This window comes from Pseudodesulfovibrio sp., assembly GCF_028692895.1.
GTDB lineage: Bacteria > Desulfobacterota > Desulfovibrionia > Desulfovibrionales > Desulfovibrionaceae > Pseudodesulfovibrio.
This window is the reverse complement of record NZ_JAQUWN010000008.1, coordinates 16511-34213: the sequence shown is the minus strand read 5'-3', so window position 1 is coordinate 34213 and position 17703 is coordinate 16511. Positions and strand designations below refer to the sequence as shown.

At 69.1% G+C, this 17703-nt stretch carries 13 protein-coding genes; 4 read left to right on the top strand and 9 right to left on the bottom strand.

The features are described from left to right. Positions 1 to 36: 36 nt before the first annotated feature. The 7 genes from PHP91_RS03485 to PHP91_RS03455 form a co-directional block, all read right to left on the bottom strand. Positions 37 to 753: a transglutaminase-like cysteine peptidase gene (locus PHP91_RS03485; RefSeq protein WP_300136923.1), complete on the bottom strand. Its 717-nt coding sequence runs from the start codon at positions 751 to 753 to the stop codon at positions 37 to 39. 13 nt (positions 754 to 766) lie between these two features. Further along, the gene (locus PHP91_RS03480; protein WP_300136920.1) at positions 767 to 2095 is read right to left on the bottom strand and encodes an HlyD family type I secretion periplasmic adaptor subunit; all 1329 of its coding nucleotides are present in this window, start codon (positions 2093 to 2095) and stop codon (positions 767 to 769) included. A gap of 7 nt (positions 2096 to 2102) precedes the next feature. Beyond that, positions 2103 to 4250 (bottom strand): type I secretion system permease/ATPase, encoded by a 2148-nt coding sequence (locus PHP91_RS03475; RefSeq protein ID WP_300137024.1) that lies wholly within the window; start codon positions 4248 to 4250, stop codon positions 2103 to 2105. A gap of 619 nt (positions 4251 to 4869) precedes the next feature. Then, positions 4870 to 5865 (bottom strand): zinc-binding dehydrogenase, encoded by a 996-nt coding sequence (locus PHP91_RS03470; RefSeq protein ID WP_300136917.1) that lies wholly within the window; start codon positions 5863 to 5865, stop codon positions 4870 to 4872. Positions 5866 to 5946: 81 nt separating this feature from the next. Next, positions 5947 to 7080 carry an ABC transporter substrate-binding protein gene (locus PHP91_RS03465; RefSeq protein ID WP_300136915.1) on the bottom strand — a complete coding sequence of 378 codons (1134 nt, stop codon included), beginning with the start codon at positions 7078 to 7080 and terminating at the stop codon, positions 5947 to 5949. Continuing rightward, complete coding sequence (locus tag PHP91_RS03460) at positions 7077 to 9935, bottom strand: NHLP bacteriocin export ABC transporter permease/ATPase subunit (RefSeq protein ID WP_300136912.1); 2859 nt, start codon at positions 9933 to 9935, stop codon at positions 7077 to 7079. Before PHP91_RS03460 ends, PHP91_RS03465 begins: the two co-directional genes overlap by 4 nt. Further along, on the bottom strand, positions 9936 to 12116 hold the full coding sequence (locus PHP91_RS03455) for an NHLP family bacteriocin export ABC transporter peptidase/permease/ATPase subunit (RefSeq protein ID WP_300136909.1): 2181 nt from the start codon (positions 12114 to 12116) through the stop codon (positions 9936 to 9938). A gap of 179 nt (positions 12117 to 12295) precedes the next feature. Between PHP91_RS03455 and PHP91_RS03450 the strand changes: the two genes are divergently transcribed. Continuing rightward, on the top strand, positions 12296 to 12565 hold the full coding sequence (locus tag PHP91_RS03450; RefSeq protein WP_300136906.1) for a hypothetical protein: 270 nt from the start codon (positions 12296 to 12298) through the stop codon (positions 12563 to 12565). A 172-nt stretch (positions 12566 to 12737) separates the two neighbouring features. Here PHP91_RS03450 and PHP91_RS03445 read toward each other — a convergent pair whose 3' ends face one another. Further along, positions 12738 to 13262, bottom strand: a complete 525-nt coding sequence (locus tag PHP91_RS03445; RefSeq protein WP_300136903.1) for an RNA polymerase sigma factor — start codon at positions 13260 to 13262, stop codon at positions 12738 to 12740. Next, positions 13259 to 14509 (bottom strand): NHLP bacteriocin system secretion protein, encoded by a 1251-nt coding sequence (locus tag PHP91_RS03440; protein WP_300136900.1) that lies wholly within the window; start codon positions 14507 to 14509, stop codon positions 13259 to 13261. The genes PHP91_RS03445 and PHP91_RS03440 overlap by 4 nt, the downstream gene beginning before the upstream one ends. A 200-nt stretch (positions 14510 to 14709) precedes the next feature. On the opposite strand from PHP91_RS03440, the gene PHP91_RS03435 reads away from it, so the two are divergent. The 3 genes from PHP91_RS03435 to PHP91_RS03425 all read left to right on the top strand — a co-directional run bounded on the left by PHP91_RS03435 (position 14710) and on the right by PHP91_RS03425 (position 17690). Then, positions 14710 to 15048 carry an MGMT family protein gene (locus tag PHP91_RS03435; protein WP_300136897.1) on the top strand — a complete coding sequence of 113 codons (339 nt, stop codon included), beginning with the start codon at positions 14710 to 14712 and terminating at the stop codon, positions 15046 to 15048. Positions 15049 to 15639: 591 nt separating this feature from the next. Further along, positions 15640 to 16860, top strand: a complete 1221-nt coding sequence (gene proV, locus PHP91_RS03430; protein WP_300136893.1) for a glycine betaine/L-proline ABC transporter ATP-binding protein ProV — start codon at positions 15640 to 15642, stop codon at positions 16858 to 16860. After that, entirely contained in the window at positions 16860 to 17690 is an 831-nt protein-coding gene (locus PHP91_RS03425; protein ID WP_300136890.1) for a proline/glycine betaine ABC transporter permease, read from the top strand. The genes proV and PHP91_RS03425 overlap by 1 nt, the downstream gene beginning before the upstream one ends. The last annotated feature ends 13 nt before the right edge of the window (positions 17691 to 17703 follow it).

The following is a 17703-nucleotide window of genomic DNA, read 5'->3' as shown; positions in this document are numbered from 1 at the left end:
TGGTTGTTTTCGGACCGGCGCGAAGACCTCGGCCCGTCATTGCTTCTTGGCGCGCTGGAAGGCCGTGTTCTTGCTCACGGGCACGTGCATCCAGCGGAACTTCTCGTTCACGGAATACTGCGGCATGTAGTGCTTGTACCGGACGTCCGGCAGCACCATGACCGTCTGGTTGTCGAGGATGTAAATGTTGTCGGGCAGATAGACGGCCAGGATCGCATGTCCGATGTTCCGGATCATGTCGCGGACCGCCACGATGCGCATCCTTTCCTCGGAGAAGCCCAGCTCCTTCAGCGCATAGTACTTGGCGATGGCGTAGTCTTCGCAATCACCTGATTTCTTGATGAATTCCTGTGGCGAGGCCCAGTAGTCGCTCTCACCGTAGTTGGCCGCGTCCAGCCGGTAGGGCCACTGGTTGAAGAACTTGTTCACGCCCTTGAGCTTGTCCATTTCCGGCTTGTCCGCAAGCTCGGCCTTGAGCTTCACCCAGGCGTTCCTGGACGGCAGCTTGGCCATGTCCGGGGAGTTGAAGTATCCCTTCCAGATCGCCATCTTCTTGAGCACGCCGGTCCACTTGGGCAGTTTTTCCAGGTTGCCCTTGAACTCCACGGTCCCGAAGAGGCGGGGCCCGGCGGACTTGCCGTCCGCGGGCGGGGCCGGGGCCCCGGCCGACGCCCCCCGAGCCAGGCAAAGGGCCAGCAGCAGCGCGCAGAACGCCCCGGTGACCGCCTGGTGTATGGATGCGGCGCGGGCCATGGACGTCCCCTCGCTAGCGTTCCCGCAGCGCGTTCTGCTTGGCCTTGAGGATGGGTTTGAGCAGGTAGTCGAGCACGGACTTCTTTCCGGTCAGGATGTCCACCTGGGCGGTCATGCCCGGCATGATGGGCAGCCGCTCGCCCCGATAGAGGATGGCGTTGTTCTTGGTGCGCACCTTGACCAGGTAAAAGCTCTCGCCCTTTTCGTTCTGGATGGTGTCCGCGCTGATGTTCTCCACCGTGCCGTCCAGCCCGCCGTAGATGGAGAAGTCGTAGGCCGTGATCTTGACCTTGGCCTTCTGCTGCGGGTGGAGGAAGGCGATGTCCGAGGGCTTGATGTTGGCCTCGACCAGGAGGGAGTCGTCGAGCGGCACCACCTCCATGATGGACTCGCCCGGCTTGACCACGCCGCCCAGGGTGTTGATGAGGATGTGCTTGACCACGCCCTTGACCGGCGAGCGCACGTCGGTGCGGGTCACCCGGTCGCCCCCGGCGGCCAGGGTCTCGTTGATGGAGAGCAGTTCGCGCCGCCGCTCGTTGATCTCCTCCAGGGCCTGGCTCCGGAACTCGGCCTTGCGCTGCTCGATGCGGCCCAGGGCCTCCTTGGCCGCCCGCCGGGTCCGGGGCAGCCCCAGGGTCAGGGCGTCCACGTCGCCCTTGAGCTCCAGCACCTTCTGCTCCAGGGCCAGGTAGTCCAGCTCGGAGTGGATGTGCTTCTCCACCAGGGGCTTTGCGATGTCGCGCTGCTTCTGGGCCACCTCCAGGGATTTCTTGAGCTGCTTGCGCCGCCCTTCCATCTCGGTGACTTCCGATTCCTTCTGTTCGTACTGGTCCCTCAGGACGCCGAGCTCGATGGCGAGCTGGTCCTTCTGGGCATGAAAGATGCGCAACTGGTCCTGGAGGAGCTGCGGGGCCTTTTCCTTGAGCTCCGGATCGAAGACCGGGGCGTGGTCCTCTACCACGGCGGTGAGCCGGACGATGGCGGCCCGGTGCTCCAGCGCCTTGGTCTGGGCGTCGCGCAGGAAGCTCGCGGCCTGCTCGTTGCGCAGCCGGCAGAGCAGGTCGTCCTTCTGCACGATTTGGCCTTCCTGGACGTAGATCTCGCTCAGGATGCCGCCCTCCAGGTTCTGAATCTCCTGCACCCGCTGGGACGGGATGACCTTGCCGAAGCCGCGCGTGACCTCGTCGAGCACGGCCAGCTTGGCCCAGACCAGGAAGCCCGCCAGCATGAACAGGATGGCGGTGGACAGCATGTAGGCCATGCGGCGGCCCCGGCCGTACATGGCCTGGTCCACCTCGGACATGAACAGCAGCGTTTCCCTAGCGAATTTTTCCTTGCGCATGCCCACCTCACATGACCCGGATCCTGCCGGACCTCAGCCCGTCCAGGACCTGCTGCTTCGGGCCGTCCACCACGACGCGCCCCTTGTCCATGATCACCAGCCGATCCACCATGTCGAGCATGGAGTGGCGGTGGGTGATGACCAGGACGGTCTTGTCCTTGATGAACGGCTCCAGCTTGGCCTTGAACCGGTACTCCGACTGGTTGTCCATGTTGCTGGAGGGCTCGTCCATTATCAGGATCTCCGGATCGGGCAGGATGGCCCGGGCGATGGACACGGCCTGTCGCTGCCCGCCGGACAGCGAGGAGCCGCGCTCGCCCACCATCATGCCGTACCCGGCCGGGTGGTCCTTGACGAAATCCGTGACGCCCGCGATCTCGGCCGCGTGCTTGATGGACTGGTCGTCCGCCTCGGGCAGGCCGAAGGCGATGTTGTCCCTCAGCGTGCCGTAGAAGAGCAGCGAATCCTGGGAGATGTAGCCCACCTTGCGCCGCAGCACCGCGGTGTCGAGCTGGCGCAGGTCGATGTTGCCCACCTTCACCGCGCCCTGCACGGGCTGGTAGAGGCCGACGATGAGCTTGCCCAGCGAGGACTTGCCCGCGCCGGTGCGCCCCACCACGCCGACCTTCTCTCCCGGCCGGATGAGCAGGTTGACCTCGTTCAGGACCGCCTTGTCCGTGCCGGGATAGCTGAAGGAGACGTTCTCCACCTGGATGGAGGGCTCCATGTCGCCGTAGTGGAAGGTCTCCTTGTCCTCGGGCCGTTCGGAGGGCATCTCCATCAGCAGGTCCAGGGCCTTGAGGGCCATGCGCGACTGCTGGAACCGGGCCAGCAGACCGGCCACGGCCGAAAGCGGGGCCATGGACCGTCCCGCCAGGATGTTGCAGGCGATGAGCCCGCCCACGGTCAGTTCGCCCTTGCCGATGAGGTAGACGCCGGTGATGACGATGGCCACGGAGACCACCTGGGTGACGAAGACCGAGAAGGTGATGGAGAGGTTGGCCATGACCTTGGTCCGGCTGTTGGACAGGGCGGTCAGGCCGACCACGTTCTCCCAGCGCGCCTGCATTCGGCCCTCGGCCATGGACGTCTTGATGGTCTCCAGTCCCTGGACGATCTCGTAGAGCAGCGCGTATTTCTGGGTGGATTCCTTGTAGTGGCTCTCGATGATGTGCTGGAACGGCACCTGGAGGAAGAGCCCGAAGAGGACCACCACGGGCACGGCGATGAAGACCGGCCAGGCCACGGGTCCGCCGATGTAGTGGATCAGCCCGATGAACATGAACAGGAACGGCAGGTCGATGAGCGCCACCAGGGAGGAGGAGCTGAAGAACTCTCGCAGCGACTCGAACTCGCGCACGTTGTTGGCCACCGCTCCCGCGGATTCCGGCATGTAGTCGAGCCGGGCGGACATGAGGTGCTGCATGATCCGGCTGCCGATGAGCACGTCCGCGTTGCGGCCCGCCACGTCCACGAAATAGGAGCGCAGGTTCTTGAGCAGGAAGTCGAAGACGTAGGCGATGCCGATGCCCAGCGCCAGGACCCAGAGGGTGTCCGTGGCGTTGTTCGGGATGACCCGGTCGTACACGTTCATGGTGAACAGCGGCGCGGCGATGATGATCAGGTTGGTCATGATCGAGGCCGCGAAGACGTGGCGGTAGATGGGCCAGAAGCGGAGGATGACGCCCCAGAACCAGCGCTTGGTCTTGACCAGCTTGAGCTCGCTGGCGCGCTTGTCCAGCTTGGACATGCGGTGGCAGAAGATGGCGTAGCCGGTGTATTCCTCCTCCAGCTTTTCCAGCGGGGTCTCGGTCTCGTCCATGCCGTGGCCGGGAATGACCACGCGGGCAGTCTTCTCGTCGGTATCCAGGAGCACGCAGGCGTTGCCGCCGCGCAGGAGCAGGATGCAGGGCATGACCAGCTTGGTGATCTTGCGCAGGCTCTCGCGGTGCACGGTCTTGGCCGTGATGCCGATGCGCTCGGCCGCCCGGACGATGGCGGCGGCCGTGATGACCCCGCCCTGCTGCGGGATGCCCGCCTTGAGGGTGGCCGAGGAGACGGGCTTGCCCATCAACCGGCTGATGATGGACAGGCAGATGACCAGGGGCGGCTGATAGTCGATGTCCTTGGGCGAGAGGCGCTCGTCGTTGTCCATGTCCGGCGCGGCCGGACGCTGGCCCGCGCCCTGTCCCGGACCGCCCTGGCCGGCGGCCTGCCCTCCGGCGGGTCCGCCGGGAGCCGGGTTCGGCGCGGCCGCCGGAGCGGCCTTGGGGGCCGGCCCCTTGGCCACCTCCGCCGCCTGCGGCCCGGAGGCCGGGGCGGGCTTCGCCGCCGGGGAGGCGGACGCCTGGGCCTGCGGGCCGGGCTTGCCGTCGGCAGCGGGCCTGGTCTGCGCCTGACCGCCTGCCGGAGCCTTCGCGCCGCCGGGCGCAACCGGAGCCGGCCTGTCGCCGGGCCGGGCCTGCGCGGCCTCCCCTGCGGCGGGTTTCGCCCCCGGCGACGGCTTGCCGGCGTCCGGGAAAAGTTCGTCCTGGATGTTCTGGATGCTCTTCTTGTCGTCTGCTGCCATACGTCTCACTTCGGCCCCGGCGGGGCGACCTTGCGGCCCGCAACGGGGCGCGTCGTCCATCACTCCTTAGAGTAGCAATCCCAACTGTTTACCCAGGCATGTTTTTTGTCAAGTTCCATTTGGGATTTATGCAAGCAATACCGCCGGTTCCGGGAGTTTTCCACAACGTTGCCGGTGGGGATTCCACGGGATGCCCTCACCGGCCCTAGCCGCCCACGGTGAGGAGGATCTTGCCCATGGCCTGGCCCGAGGCCCAGTAGCGGTGGGCCTCGGCCACCTCGGTGTAGTCGAAGCGCGCGCCGTCCAGGAGCACTGCCAGGTCGTCGTCATCCACCATCCCCGCGATCTCGTGGAGAATCCGGCCATAGAGGGGCCGCCCGTCGCCGGTGACGAGCGGCAGGAGCATGAAGACCACGTGCAGGGTCAGCCCCTTGGCGTGCATGGCCGAGAGGTCATGGCTGGAGCGGGTCGAGGTGGAGACCACCTGGCCGCCCAATGCCGCCGCCTCGAAGGACTGGTCCAGGCACTTGCCGCCCACGGTGTCGAAGACCACGTCGAACCCCTCGCCGCCCGTGTGCTCGGCCACGTAGTCGGCCACGGAGACCTCGCGATAGGGAATGGGCGTGGCCCCCATGCTCTCGACCACGGCGGCCTTGTCCTCGTTCGAGACCGTGGCGAAGACCTTGGCCCCGGCGTGCTGGGCGAGCTGCACGGCCAGGTGGCCCACCCCGCCAGCGCCGCCGTGGACCAGCAGGGTCCGGCAGGGCTTGAGGTTCGCCCGCTCGAACAGGGCGAGCCAGGCGGTGATGGAGACCAGCGGGAGCGCGGCCGCCTCGGCCAGGTCCATGCACTTGGGCGCGGGGGCCAGGAGCCGCTCGTCGGCCACCATGTATTCGGCCAGCGCGCCGGGCATGTCGGCCACCCCGCCCGCGCAGCCGAAGACCCGGTCGCCCGGCTGGAACCGGGACATGGAGTGCGGGATGTCCTCGACCACGCCGGAGACGTCCAGCCCCGGCACGGCGGGCAGCGCGGGCGCGAACCCGAGCTTGCCGCCCAGGGCGGCGATCTTGTTGTCGATGGGATTGAAGCTGGACCCGGCGACCTTGATAAGAACCTCGCCGGGCCGGGGTTCCGGCCGCTCGATGTCGCGGAGGGCGAAGGAAGGGGCTTCGCCGAACCGCTCCAGCATCATCGCTTTCATGGCTTGTACCTCCCGGTATCGCGCGCCACGATAGCCCGCGCCGCGCTTTTTGTAAATTGCGCTCCGGAAAGCGGACGGTGGTCAGAACTCGACGAACCGGGGCGGGCGCTTGACCGCGCAGCCGCGCGCGTCGAAGCGCAGGGTCCCGGACAGGGAGCCGGGAACGCCCTTGCGCAGGGCATCGGCCACCTTCGCCGGCACGCAGGTCCCGGCGCGGGAGGCCGCCCGGCCCAGCAGGAGCACGGCGTCGCACCCGAGCAGGGCGTCGCGCCCCGGCGGGCGGCGGAAGCGCGCCTCATACTCCCCGGCAAAGGCCGCGTACCCCTCGGACGGGTCCTGCTCCGGGCAGTAGAGGACGCCGTAAAGCGGGCGGCTGGCCGGGGCGATCTCGGGCCGCTCGCCGAGAAAGACGAAGGGGCAGCCCATGCCCACGGCCCGGCAGGCGGCCACGAGGGGCAGCTCGTCCGCGCGGCCCACGCCCAGGAACACGGCGTCCAGGTCCAGCTCGCGCCGCCAGCGCGCCATGTGCCGGGCCACGCCCGAGCCCCTGCCCTCGAAACCGAAGGAGAGGGCCACCCGCAGGCCGCGCTTGTCCGCCAGCGACTCGAACTCGCGGGCCCGGCGCGCGCCCTGGTCGCCCGCGCCGTAAATCAGCCCCACCCGCTTCCAGCCCTTGCGCAGGGCCAGGTCCAAGGCGGCCCGGCCGACATCGGCCGGGTCCATGGCGTTGCCGAAGACCAGGGGAAACGCGCCGGTGGAGTAGCCCGTGCCCGCCGTGTTGGGCGAGAGCGCGAGCACGCCGTAAAAGGCGTAGTTCTGGGCCACCCCGGCCAGGAGCCGGAGGCTGGTGTGGCCGACCACGAAGGGAATGGCCGGGTCCAGGGCGAAGGCCTGGGCCGCCTCCAGCGCGCCCTCGCCGGCGCCGTGGTCGTCGCGCAAGGCCAGGACGACCTTGCGGCCCAGCACGCCGCCCTCGGCGTTGAGCCGGGCGGCGGCCAGCTCGGCCCCGCGCAGGATGTCGGGATGGGCCGAGAAGTCGCCCGCCACGCCGATGCGCAGCTCCCCGCCCGACGCGGCGGCCAGGGCCAGACGGTCCTCCAGGACGTGGTGGAAGACGTGGTCCTCGCGCAGCTCGTCGCGCACGCCGCCCCCGATCCAGACCAGGCAGGCCAGGGCCGAGAGGCCGAAGACGATCCAGGCGGCCAGCCCCCTCATCGCCCGCTCCCGTCCATCTGGCGCGAGGCCAGCCGGGCGAACAGCCCGTCCCGCTCCATGAGCTGGCCGAAGGTGCCGGACTCCACCACCGCGCCCCGGTCCATGACGTAGATGCGGTCCGCGTCGCGCACGGTGGAGAGGCGGTGGGCGACCACGATTCGCGTGGCGTTGAGGCCGCGCAGGTTGCGCATGACCGTGGCCTGGCTGGCGTTGTCCAGGCTGGAGGTGGCCTCGTCCAGCAGGAAGACGCGCGGCTTCCGCGACAGGGCGCGGGCGAGCATGATCCGCTGCCTCTGCCCGCCGGAGAAGGTCGAGCCGCCGTGGGGCACGAAGGTGTGCATCCCCATGGGCATGGCCCGGATGTCGTCGTCCACGGCCGCGAGCCGGGCCGCCTCCCAGGCGTCCTCCTCGTCCGCGTCCCTGGCCGCGCCCATGATGTTGAAATAGATGTTGCCCTGGATGAGCTCGCCGTTCTGGATGACCGAGCCGATCTGGCGACGGACCTTGACCGGGTCCAGGCGGCGCAGGGGCTTGCCGTCGTAGAGCACGGCCCCGGCCGAGGGCTGGTGGAACCCGAGCAGGAGCTTGAGCAGCGTGGACTTGCCGGACCCGCTGGGCCCGACGATGGCCACGAACTCGCCGGGCGCGGCCCGGAAGCCGACCTGGCGCAGGGTGGGCCCGGCCGCGCCGGGGTAGGCGAAGTCCACGCCCACGGCCTCCACCGCGCCCAGGAGCGGGCCGGGGTCCTCCAGGGCGGCGTGGCTCTCGGGCCGGGCCTCCAGAATGGGTTTGGCCCGGCGGTACAGGGGCTGGAGGAAAAGGAGCGACGTCCCGGCCTGGGCCAGGGAAGCCACGGCTCCGGTGAGCTGGCCCAGGGCGGCGTTGAAGCAGAGGAAGCTGCCGAGCGAGAGCTCCCGGTACAGTCCGGAGAGGATGAACAGGCCGAAGACCGCGATGGAGCAGAAGAGCGGCAGCCCCGTGGCGTGGACCGTGACCGCGTTGCGGCCCCGGCCGATGGCGTAGGCGATCCGGCGCAGCTCCGCGAAGTTCTCCATCCAGCGGGCGAAGGCCCCGGCCTCGGCCCCGGCGGCGCGCAGCTTGTTGACGCCGGTGACGAGCTGGAGCTCCAGCCCGGCCAGGTGGCCGATGGCGTCCTGGGCCCGGCCCTGGGCGCGAGCTTGGCGCTTCAGGGACAGCCCGGTCAGGGCCAGGGAGGCGGCGACGATGCCGAGCACGACCAGCGACAGCTTCCAGGAAAAGACGGCCAGAAGCGCCAGGCTGGTCAGGGCGAAGGCCGAGGAGAGCAGTCCGGCGAGCATGGTCCCGGACAGGGAGTGGCGGATGTCGTCCACGGCCATGGCCCGGTTGGAAAGGTCGCCCGCCGCGAACCGCCGGTGGAACGCCATGGGCAGCCGGAGCAGCCGCCCGAACATGGCCGACTGGAGGGCCACCTGGGCCAGGGTCTGGCCGCGCAGCAGGGCCGCGCTCTTGACCATCCGGAACACGCCCGCGCCCAGGGCGAGCATGAGCAGGCCGAAGACGATCTGGCCGAGCATGCCGTATTCGCCGTTGGCGATGACCCGGTCCACGGTGGCGGACATGGCCAGGGGCAGGCCGAACCCGGCCAGCCCGCCGAAGAACCCCATGGCCGCCACCAGCGCGAGCTCGCGGCCGCAGCCCCGGCAGGCGAACCGGGCCAGGGCCAGGGGCGAGTCCGCCCCGTCGGGCAACGGAGGATAGAACTGGAGCGCCCGGCCCTCCAGGGCGGCGGCGAGCTCGGGGGTGACCTTCCGGCGGCCGCCCGACGGATCGGCCAGGACGTACCCCTTGCGCCCGGGCAGCAGGGCCACGGCCTCCCGGCCCCTGCCCGACGCCATGAAGCCGAGCAGCGGCCCGCTGTCGTCCGCGAACCACTCGCCCGACAGGTCCACCTCGCGGGAGAAGAATCCGTTGCGGGACAGGATGTCCTCGACCTGACCGTCCAGGTCCGGCCGCAGCCGGGGCGGCGCTTCCACTCTTGCCCCCAGCCGCCCGGCCACCAGGCGCACGGCCTCGATGGCCCCCGGCGCGCCCGCTCCGGCCCCGGCCGCCGGGTCCACCACGGCGGCGGCCCGGCCCAGGGCGCGGGAGAACGCCTCGCCGCGATGGCGCGAGCTCTCCACCAGGTGGCGGAGCTTCGCCAGCGCCATGCCGGAAAACCGCTCGAAGGTCATGGCCACGGCCATGGCCGCGAAGCCGGAAAAGGCGTCGAGGAAGGTCCCGTCCCGGATCACGTCCCCGGTGGAGACGCAGGCCAGCCGCCCGTCCCCGGCCATCTCCACCCAGAGGTTGCCCGCCAGGGGGTGGAAGCCGTCTCGGCCGAGCCGCCCCAGGGCCTCGCTCCCGCCGTAGGCCGCGCTCCCCTCCTCCACCCGGAACCACAGCTCGGACAGGGCCGCGGCCCGCGCGCCGGAGGGCAGGCGGAACTCTCCGCCGGGCGCGAGGATCTTGGCCACGGACGGCGGCGGAATGTCCGGGCTGACGTGGGCGGCCACCTGGCGCACCGCGCCGGAGAGCATGGCGGCCGCCTCCTCCGGATTGTCCCGGCAGCGGCGGACGAAGTCCTCGGCCATCATGGGGACCAGCCGGGTGCCGGGCGAGGATTCGAGAAACACGCGGACGCGGCCCGAAAGGACGCCAGAGGAAAAACCGAAGATGCAGTCCCCCTCCCGCGCCTGGCGCAGGGTCGCGGAGGCGCGCGGCAGGTCCGCCTCGGGCGCGGGCTCGACCATGACGCTGGCCGCCCCGGCCTCGACACGCCAGACCATGCCGGTGTCGTCCAGCTCGATGCGCCGCCTCGGCGCCGCGCGGACCATCTACCGGCCCTCCGAGCGGACGAGTTCGGCGTAGCGGCCGCCCAGGGCCATGAGGGACTCGTGGGTGCCCCGCTCCGCCACCCGGCCGCGGTCCAGGACGAGGATCTCGTCCGCGTCGCGGATGGTGGAAAGCCGGTGGGCCACCATGAGGCAGGTGCAGCCGCGCTGGCGGATATTGTAGTCCACCTCGGCCTCCTTGACCGTGTCCAGGGAGTTGGTGGCCTCGTCCAGGATGAGGATGGCCGGGGCGCTGACCAGGGCGCGGGCGATCTCCAGGCACTGGCGCTGCCCGCCCGAAAGGTTGGCCCCGTTCTCCAGGAGCGCGCCGTCCATGCCGCCGGGCAGCCCGGCCACAACGTCGTAGACGCCCGCGTCCTGGCAGGCGCGCACCAGGGCGTCGTCTGCCACGGTGGGGTCCCACAGGGTCAGGTTCTCGCGCACGGTGCCGGAAAAGAGAAAAATTTGCTGGTCCACCATCTGCACGGCGTCGCGGACCACGAAGGACGGCAGGTCCTCGCGCGGAACGCCGTCGATGCGCACCGCGCCGGACCACGGCTTGTAGAGCCCGGCCGCCAGCCGGGCCAGGGTGGACTTGCCCGAGCCCGAGCCGCCCACCAGGGCCACCCGCGCGCCAGGCGCGAGCGAGAGGGAAAAGCGCTCGATGAGCGGTGGCCCGAGGGGGCTGTAGCCGAAGGTGACGTCGTCGAACTCCAGGCCGCCGTTCACCGCGCCCGCCGCGAACAGGACGGTCTCGCCGTCGGCCAGGAGCGACGCGGGGTCGGCCTCGGCCGGGTGTTTGAGGACGTCGTCCAGCCGCCGCATGGACGCGCCCGCGTCCTGCAGGGCCCCGGCCAGGGCGGTCAGCTCGCCCACCGGGGCGAAGAGCATGGCCGCAAAGGCCTGGAAGGCCACCAGCTCGCCCAGGGTCAGGTGCCCCTGCATGACCCGCACGGCCCCGGCCCCGAGGATGGCCACGGCGGCCAGGGTGGTCAGGACGACCGGGACCAGGCCCATGAGGTTGGAGAGCGCGCCCAGCCGCTGGGCCGAGCGGACCGCGCCCGCGTGGTGCCCGGCCCAGAAGGCGAAGACGTCCTCCTCCATGCCCTGGGCCTTGATGGTGTCCACGGTCTGGAGCGCGGCCATGGCCATGGCGTCCACCTTGCCCTGCTCCTGGGCCAGGCGCATGAACTCGTCGTGCCGCCGGGGGGCGGCCGCCCGGAGCACCGCCGCGTCGAGCGCCACGGCGGCCAGGGCGAACAGGGTGAGCAGCCAGTCGTAGAAGAACATGGCCGCCACATAGAAGCCCGCCAGGAAGAGGTTGAGCACGCCGGTGGTGAACCGGGCCGAGAGCAGCCCGGCCACGGTCTCGTTGAGGCGGCAGCGCTGGGTGATCTCCGGGGCGTAGCGCTGGGCGAAGAACCGGGCCGGGAGCCGCAGGACGTGCCACAGGAACCGGCTGGACGACGTCAGCGTCAGCTTGGTCTGCATCTTGAGGATGTAGTGCTGCTGTATCCAGGACAGGGAGCCCTGGACGAGCAGGGTCAGGACCATGGCGAAGACCAGGGGGGCCGCCCAGTCCAGGTGGCGGCCCACCAGCACCTTGTCCACGAAAACCCGGGAGAATACCGGGATGGTCAGGGCGGGCAGGACCAGGAGCAGGGAGAGGGCGACGATGAGCCACAGGGCCTCGTGCTCTCCGGCCAGCCGCTCCCGCAGCCCCGCCCAGAGGCGGTAGGGCGCGCCGCCCTTGCGGAAATCCGGGCCGGGCGCGAGCTCCAGGACCACCCCGGAATAGTCGCGGACCAGCTCCTCGCGGGTGATGCGGCGGTGGCCGCTGGCCGGGTCGTTCAGGTGGACGTGCCGCTCGTCCGCGCCCTCCAGGACCACGAAGTGGGAGTGCCGCCAGAAGAGGATGGCCGGGAGGGCGGTCTTTTCGAGCATGGTCTCGGCGTCGCGCCGGAACCCCTGGGCCTCCAGGCCGTGGAGCCTGGCCGCGCGCAGCACGTTGGCCGCGCGGGAGCCGTCGCGGTTGACGCCGCATTCCTCGCGCAGGGTGGAGAGCGGGACGTATGCGCCATGGTAGCCGAGCACGGAGCCGAGGGCGGCGGCCCCGCATTCCACCGCCTCCATCTGGAGCACGGTCGGGGTCCTCGCCCGTTTCGGTTGTCCGGTCTTGCGCATGCCATATCGCAGGGAAAAGGTTGACGATTGGCCCAAATTGAATCAGAGCGTACGTTTTGTCAAACCCCATTCTTTTTTGGGGCAACGTGAAACTTTTTCCGCAACCGGCGCATCACCTGGATCGACACCGAGGATTCTCACCGTCCGGGAACGCCCTGGCAAGGCAAGGCCGAATCAACATGGCTAACGATTTCAATCAAGACGAAGACCGATCGCTCCTCGCGGAACTGCTGCGCGACGTGGACGACCCCAAGGAGGCCGAGGCCCTGCGCCGGGCATGGGAAGCCACGGCCCGCCTCCGTGACGAGTCCCCGCCCGCCCCGCCGCTGTCGCGGGAGCTGGAGGCCGCCCTCAAGCGGGTGGACGAAGCCCTTTCCGACGACGACCTGGACATGCTGGCGGCAGCCGGGACGTACCCTCCCGGCCACGACGACACGGACCTCTTCTGACGGCGTTCCGGCCTGCCGCAAGGCCGCCGAGCCGGGCGCGGCCTGAAACTATCGGGCCGCCCGCCGCATCTCCGGAGTACAAGGGCGGCACGACCAGCCGTCCGCAACCTACCTCTCAGAGAGGGCCGGAATCCTGTCGTGGGGTTCCGGCCTTCCGGGTTTTCGGGAAAATCTACAGGGAATCGAGGCCGAGTTCCGCCGCCATGGCCAGAAGGCCCCGGCGGACACGGGTCTTGACCGTATTCTCGGGCACGCCGAGGACGTCGGCGGCCTCGCGGAACTTCAGGTTCTCCATGCGCACCAGGAGCACGGCCTCGCGCTGCTCGTCGGGCAGGGCGTCCAGCGCGTCCAGCGCCCGGGCCAGCTCCTGGCGGTCCTGCGCCTGACGCTCGGGCGAGGGACGGCCGGACTCGGCCTCCACCGACTCCACGGCCAGGGGCCGGAGCCGCCGCTTGCGCTGGCGCAGCACGTTCAGGGCGATGGTATAGACCCAAGGCTTGAAGGCAGCCTCCTCGCGCAGGTCCGCGCGCTTCTCCCAGGCCTTGAGGAAGGCGTCCTGGACGACGCCCTCGGCCTCTGCCGCGTCGCCGCGCAGGCAGCGCGTCAGGTAGGCGCACAGCGGCCCGGCATGCTCGCGGTAGAGCCGATGGAACACGGCCTGGCTCAGGGGGGTGCGGGCGGCGGGCGGCATCCTCATGGTTCGGCCAGCCCCAGCATCCCGGAAAATTTCGGGAAGACCAAATCCACGGGGCGGCTGCGCCGGAGCACCACGTTGCCCGTGCAGACCGTGCCCGCGTCGATGGCGACGTCCTGCGGCCCGTCGGACGAGGACCACTTGAAGCCCGTGGCCGTCTCCGGGTCGCGCAAAAGGGAGACGCGGGCCATGATCGTCACCCCCTGCCCGAGCAGCGAGCTGACCAGTTGCCGGGAACCGATGGACTTCATCAGCGACTCGGCCGAGGCCGGGTACTCGCCCACCGAGGAGACCAGGCCGTAAATGCAACCGTACTCCTCCTTGGACGCGGTGGAGGGATAGACGTAGGCCACCATGCCGGGCCTGATCCGCTTGCCAACCTCGGCCGGAAAGAGCAGCGAGGCTTCCAGGGGCGACTCCACGGGCCGCAGCGTGAGCAGGGACATGCCCGGCGAGACATAGTCGCCCCGCTCCACGTCCATGTCCACCACCACCCCGTCGTAGGGGCTGCGCACCTTGGTGAAAAGCTGCAACCGCCGCTCCACGCCTTCCAGGGCGAGCTCCAGCTCGCTCTCCTGGCGACGGCCCTCCAGGGCGTCACGCTCGGCCCTGCCCTCCAGGTCGAGCCCGGCGGCCCGGACCTCGGCGATCCTCAGCTTGCAGTCGTTGATGTCGGCCAGCACGGACTGCATGTCCTTGCGTCCGGCCTCGACCTCCCCGGCGGAGGAACGGTCTTGCCCCCCTGCCTCGGGAGTCTTTTTTTGAAGGGAATCGAAATATTGCTGGAGGTACGCCATGCGGGAACGAAGCTGGCGGATGCGCTCGTCGCCGTTGCGGCCCTGCATGTCCAGGGCCAGGGCGTAATGTCGCTCGCGCTCGGCGGTCCGGAGCTTGGCGTTCCGGAGCCCGGCCAGTATGGACTGGCGCTCGGACTCCAGCTCGGGCATGGAGACGCGGGCCAGGATGTCGCCGCTCGACACGGTGTCGCCGGGGGCCGCGTCCACCTCGGTCAGTTGGCCCCGGCCCAGGGCGACCACGTCCATGAGCCCGTCGGGCGGGACCAGGATGCCCGAGCCCAGCACCATCTCCGGCACGGACCCGAAGACGCTCCAGCCCACCAGGACCACGGCCAGGAGAATGCCCGCCGCCACCGCGAACTTGCCCTTGGCGTCCACGATGGCAATGCGTCGCGAAAGCTCCTCCGGGGAAGCCAGGGGGTTGCCCCGCCGTTTCCGTTCCTGCTCGTTCATGGGATGTCCCGCCAAAAGGTTGCCGACGCCCTGCCCGATACCGATTCTGCCGGTAACGTATGAATTATGCGCTACAATTGCAACATGTGAATGTCTAAAGAAGCATAATCCCCCCTCTCTTCCTCCGGCCCCGCTCGACAAGCCGCCCCCATCCGTGGGATGGTGCCGGACCGTCCCGCCGGACCGGGACCGGAGGGAACATGCCGCTCACCCCCTTTTCCGAACGGGCCATCGCCGTCATCCGCGCCATCCCCGAAGGGCGCGTGGCCACCTATGGCCAGGTGGCCGCCCTGGCGGGCAACCGGCGCGCGGCCCGGCAGGTGGCCCGGCTGCTCCACTCCTCCTCCCACGCCCGCCTGCTCCCCTGGCAGCGCGTGGTCGGCGCCGGGGGGCGCATTTCCCTGCCCGGCGCGGGCGGCGACCGCCAGCGCCGCCTTCTGGAAAAGGAGGGCGTCGCCTTCGGCCCCTCGGGCCGCATCGACCTCTCCGTCCACCAGTGGCTCCCCGGCCCGGAACCGGGCGGCCCGCTCCTCGGCTGACGCCTCCCCGCCTCTCCCCATTCCCCTCCGAAGCCCGCAGCCGAGCCGCCGTACGCCGTATCGCCGCGCCCGCACGGCCCCCCGTTCGCGCGGCGGGAATGCCGCGTCATTCCCAGCCATCTTCCATCGAAATATTTTTAAAATTGTTTGCCAATTGTCATAGCAAAATATGAAAATGATATACTGTTTGACAACATAAATATTTTTTCATAGCTTAAAACGCTAAATATGAAAAACAGTGCATTTTCCCGTTGTTTTACACTGCAACACTGACGATTTCAGTAAAATGACTGTTGAATTTCATTACTGCATTGAGATTCAACTGATATACGGAAAAAACACTGTAAAAACTCTAAATGCATTAATGCAAAAACATCCGTATTCCCAAGTGACGGAGCGCTGCTTGCCGCTTCCGTCCCGGCGCCATGTCCGCACCGAAAGTTCGCCCGTCCCCGGGCGGCCCGGGGCCACCCTGCCCTGCGGACTGCGCGACCGCATCCCCCTGTCCTAGGCCCCTGCGCCGCCCCCCCGTTCCCGGTCCCCGCGCCGACGCGCGCCGGGATTCGCCGTTTCATTCATTTTGGAGAAAACATGGAAAAAATCCGCGTAGAGAACCTCTACAAAATTTTCGGCAACAAGCCGCGCCTGGCCCTGAAGCTGCTCGGGGAAGGGTACGACAAGGCGTCGGTCCTGGAGCGGACCGGCATGACCGTCGGCGTCAACAACGCCTCCTTCGAAATCCGCTCGGGCGAGATTTTCGTCATCATGGGCCTCTCCGGCTCGGGCAAGTCCACCATCGTGCGTATGCTCAACCGGCTCATCGAGCCCACTGCCGGCCGGGTCCTGGTGGACGGCGAGGACATCACCGCCATGAACGCGGAGGAGCTGGTCAGGTTCCGGCTGCACAACATGAGCATGGTCTTCCAGTCCTTCGCCCTGATGCCGCACCAGACCGTGCTGGACAACGCCGCATTCGGCCTCGAACTGGCCGGGGTGGACAAGGCCAGACGCCGCGCCAGGGCCCGCGAGGCCCTGGAGCAGGTCGGCCTGGCGGGATGGGAGGACCAGTACCCGTCCCAGCTCTCGGGCGGGATGCAGCAGCGCGTCGGCCTGGCGCGAGGCCTGGCCGTGGACCCGGAAATCCTGCTCATGGACGAGGCCTTCTCGGCCCTGGACCCGCTCATCCGCACCGAGATGCAGGACGAACTGCTCAAGCTCCAGGAGGAGGACCAGCGGACCATCGTCTTCATCTCCCACGACCTGGACGAGGCCCTGCGCATCGGCGACCGCATCGCCATCATGGAGGGCGGCAACGTGGTCCAGGTGGGCACGCCCGACGAAATTCTCCAGAACCCGGCCAACGACTACGTGCGCGCCTTCTTCCGAGGCGTGGACCCCACCGGCGTCATCAGCGCGGGCGACATCGCGCGCGACAGCCACCCCACCCTGGTGGTCACCCGCGCGGGCAGCCTGCGCGCCGCCCATGAGATCCTGAGCGGCAGCGAGCGGGATTTCGGCTACGCCCTGGACGCCCGCCACCGCTTCCTGGGCGTGGTCTCCACGGACTCCATCCGCGACGCCCTGGAGACGGGCGAGCCAGCCAACCCGCTCAGCCGCGCCTTCCTGCCCGGCGCGCGGGCCGCCGCCGCCGCCGACTCCATGCAGGACATCCTGCCCATGGTCGCCTCCAGCCCCTGGCCCGTGCCCGTGGCGGATGAAAACGGCGTGTACCGGGGCGTGGTCTCCAAGACCCGATTCCTGCGCATCCTGCACCGCACCGAAGCCAACCTCGAAGAAGGAGGGATCAACTGATGTTCGACAACTACGTCATCCCCCTGGACCGGTGGGTCTCGGACGCCGTGGAGTGGCTGGTGGACAACTACCGGGAATTCTTTCAGATGCTCAAATGGCCGGTGGAGCGGCTCCTGAACGGCTTCGACCACGGCCTGAACGCCGCGCACCCGGCGGTGATCATCGCCGTGGTCTGCCTGGCGGCCTGGCGGTTCTCGGGCAAGCGGCTGGCCCTGTTCTCGCTTACGGCCATGCTCCTGGTGGGCTACCTCGGGCTGTGGGGCGAGACCATGACCACCCTCGCCATGGTCCTTTCCTCGGTGGTCGTCTGCGCCGTGGCCGGCGTGCCGCTGGGCATCATGTCCGGCCGCAGCGACCGGTTCGAGGCGGGGCTGCGCCCGGTGCTGGACGCCATGCAGACCACCCCCGCCTTCGTCTACCTGGTGCCCATCGTCATGCTCTTTTCCGTGGGCAACGTGGCGGGCGTGCTGGCCACCATCATCTTCGCCCTGCCGCCCATCATCCGGCTGACCGGCCTGGGCATCCGGGGCGTGCACCCGGAGCTGGTGGAGGCCGCCCTGGCCTTCGGGGCCACCCGCCGCCAGGTCCTCTTCAAGGTCCAGATCCCTCTGGCCATGCCCACCATCCTGGCCGGGCTCAACCAGACCATCATGATGGCCCTGTCCATGGTCGTCATCGCCGCCCTTATCGGCGCGGGCGGCCTGGGCTCCCCGGTCATCCTCGGCCTGAACACCCTGGACATCGGCCGCGCCGTGGTCGGCGGCCTGGGCATCGTGCTCATGGCCATCGTCCTCGACCGCATTACCCAGTCCATGGCGCAAAAAAAGTAACCAAGAATCCCAG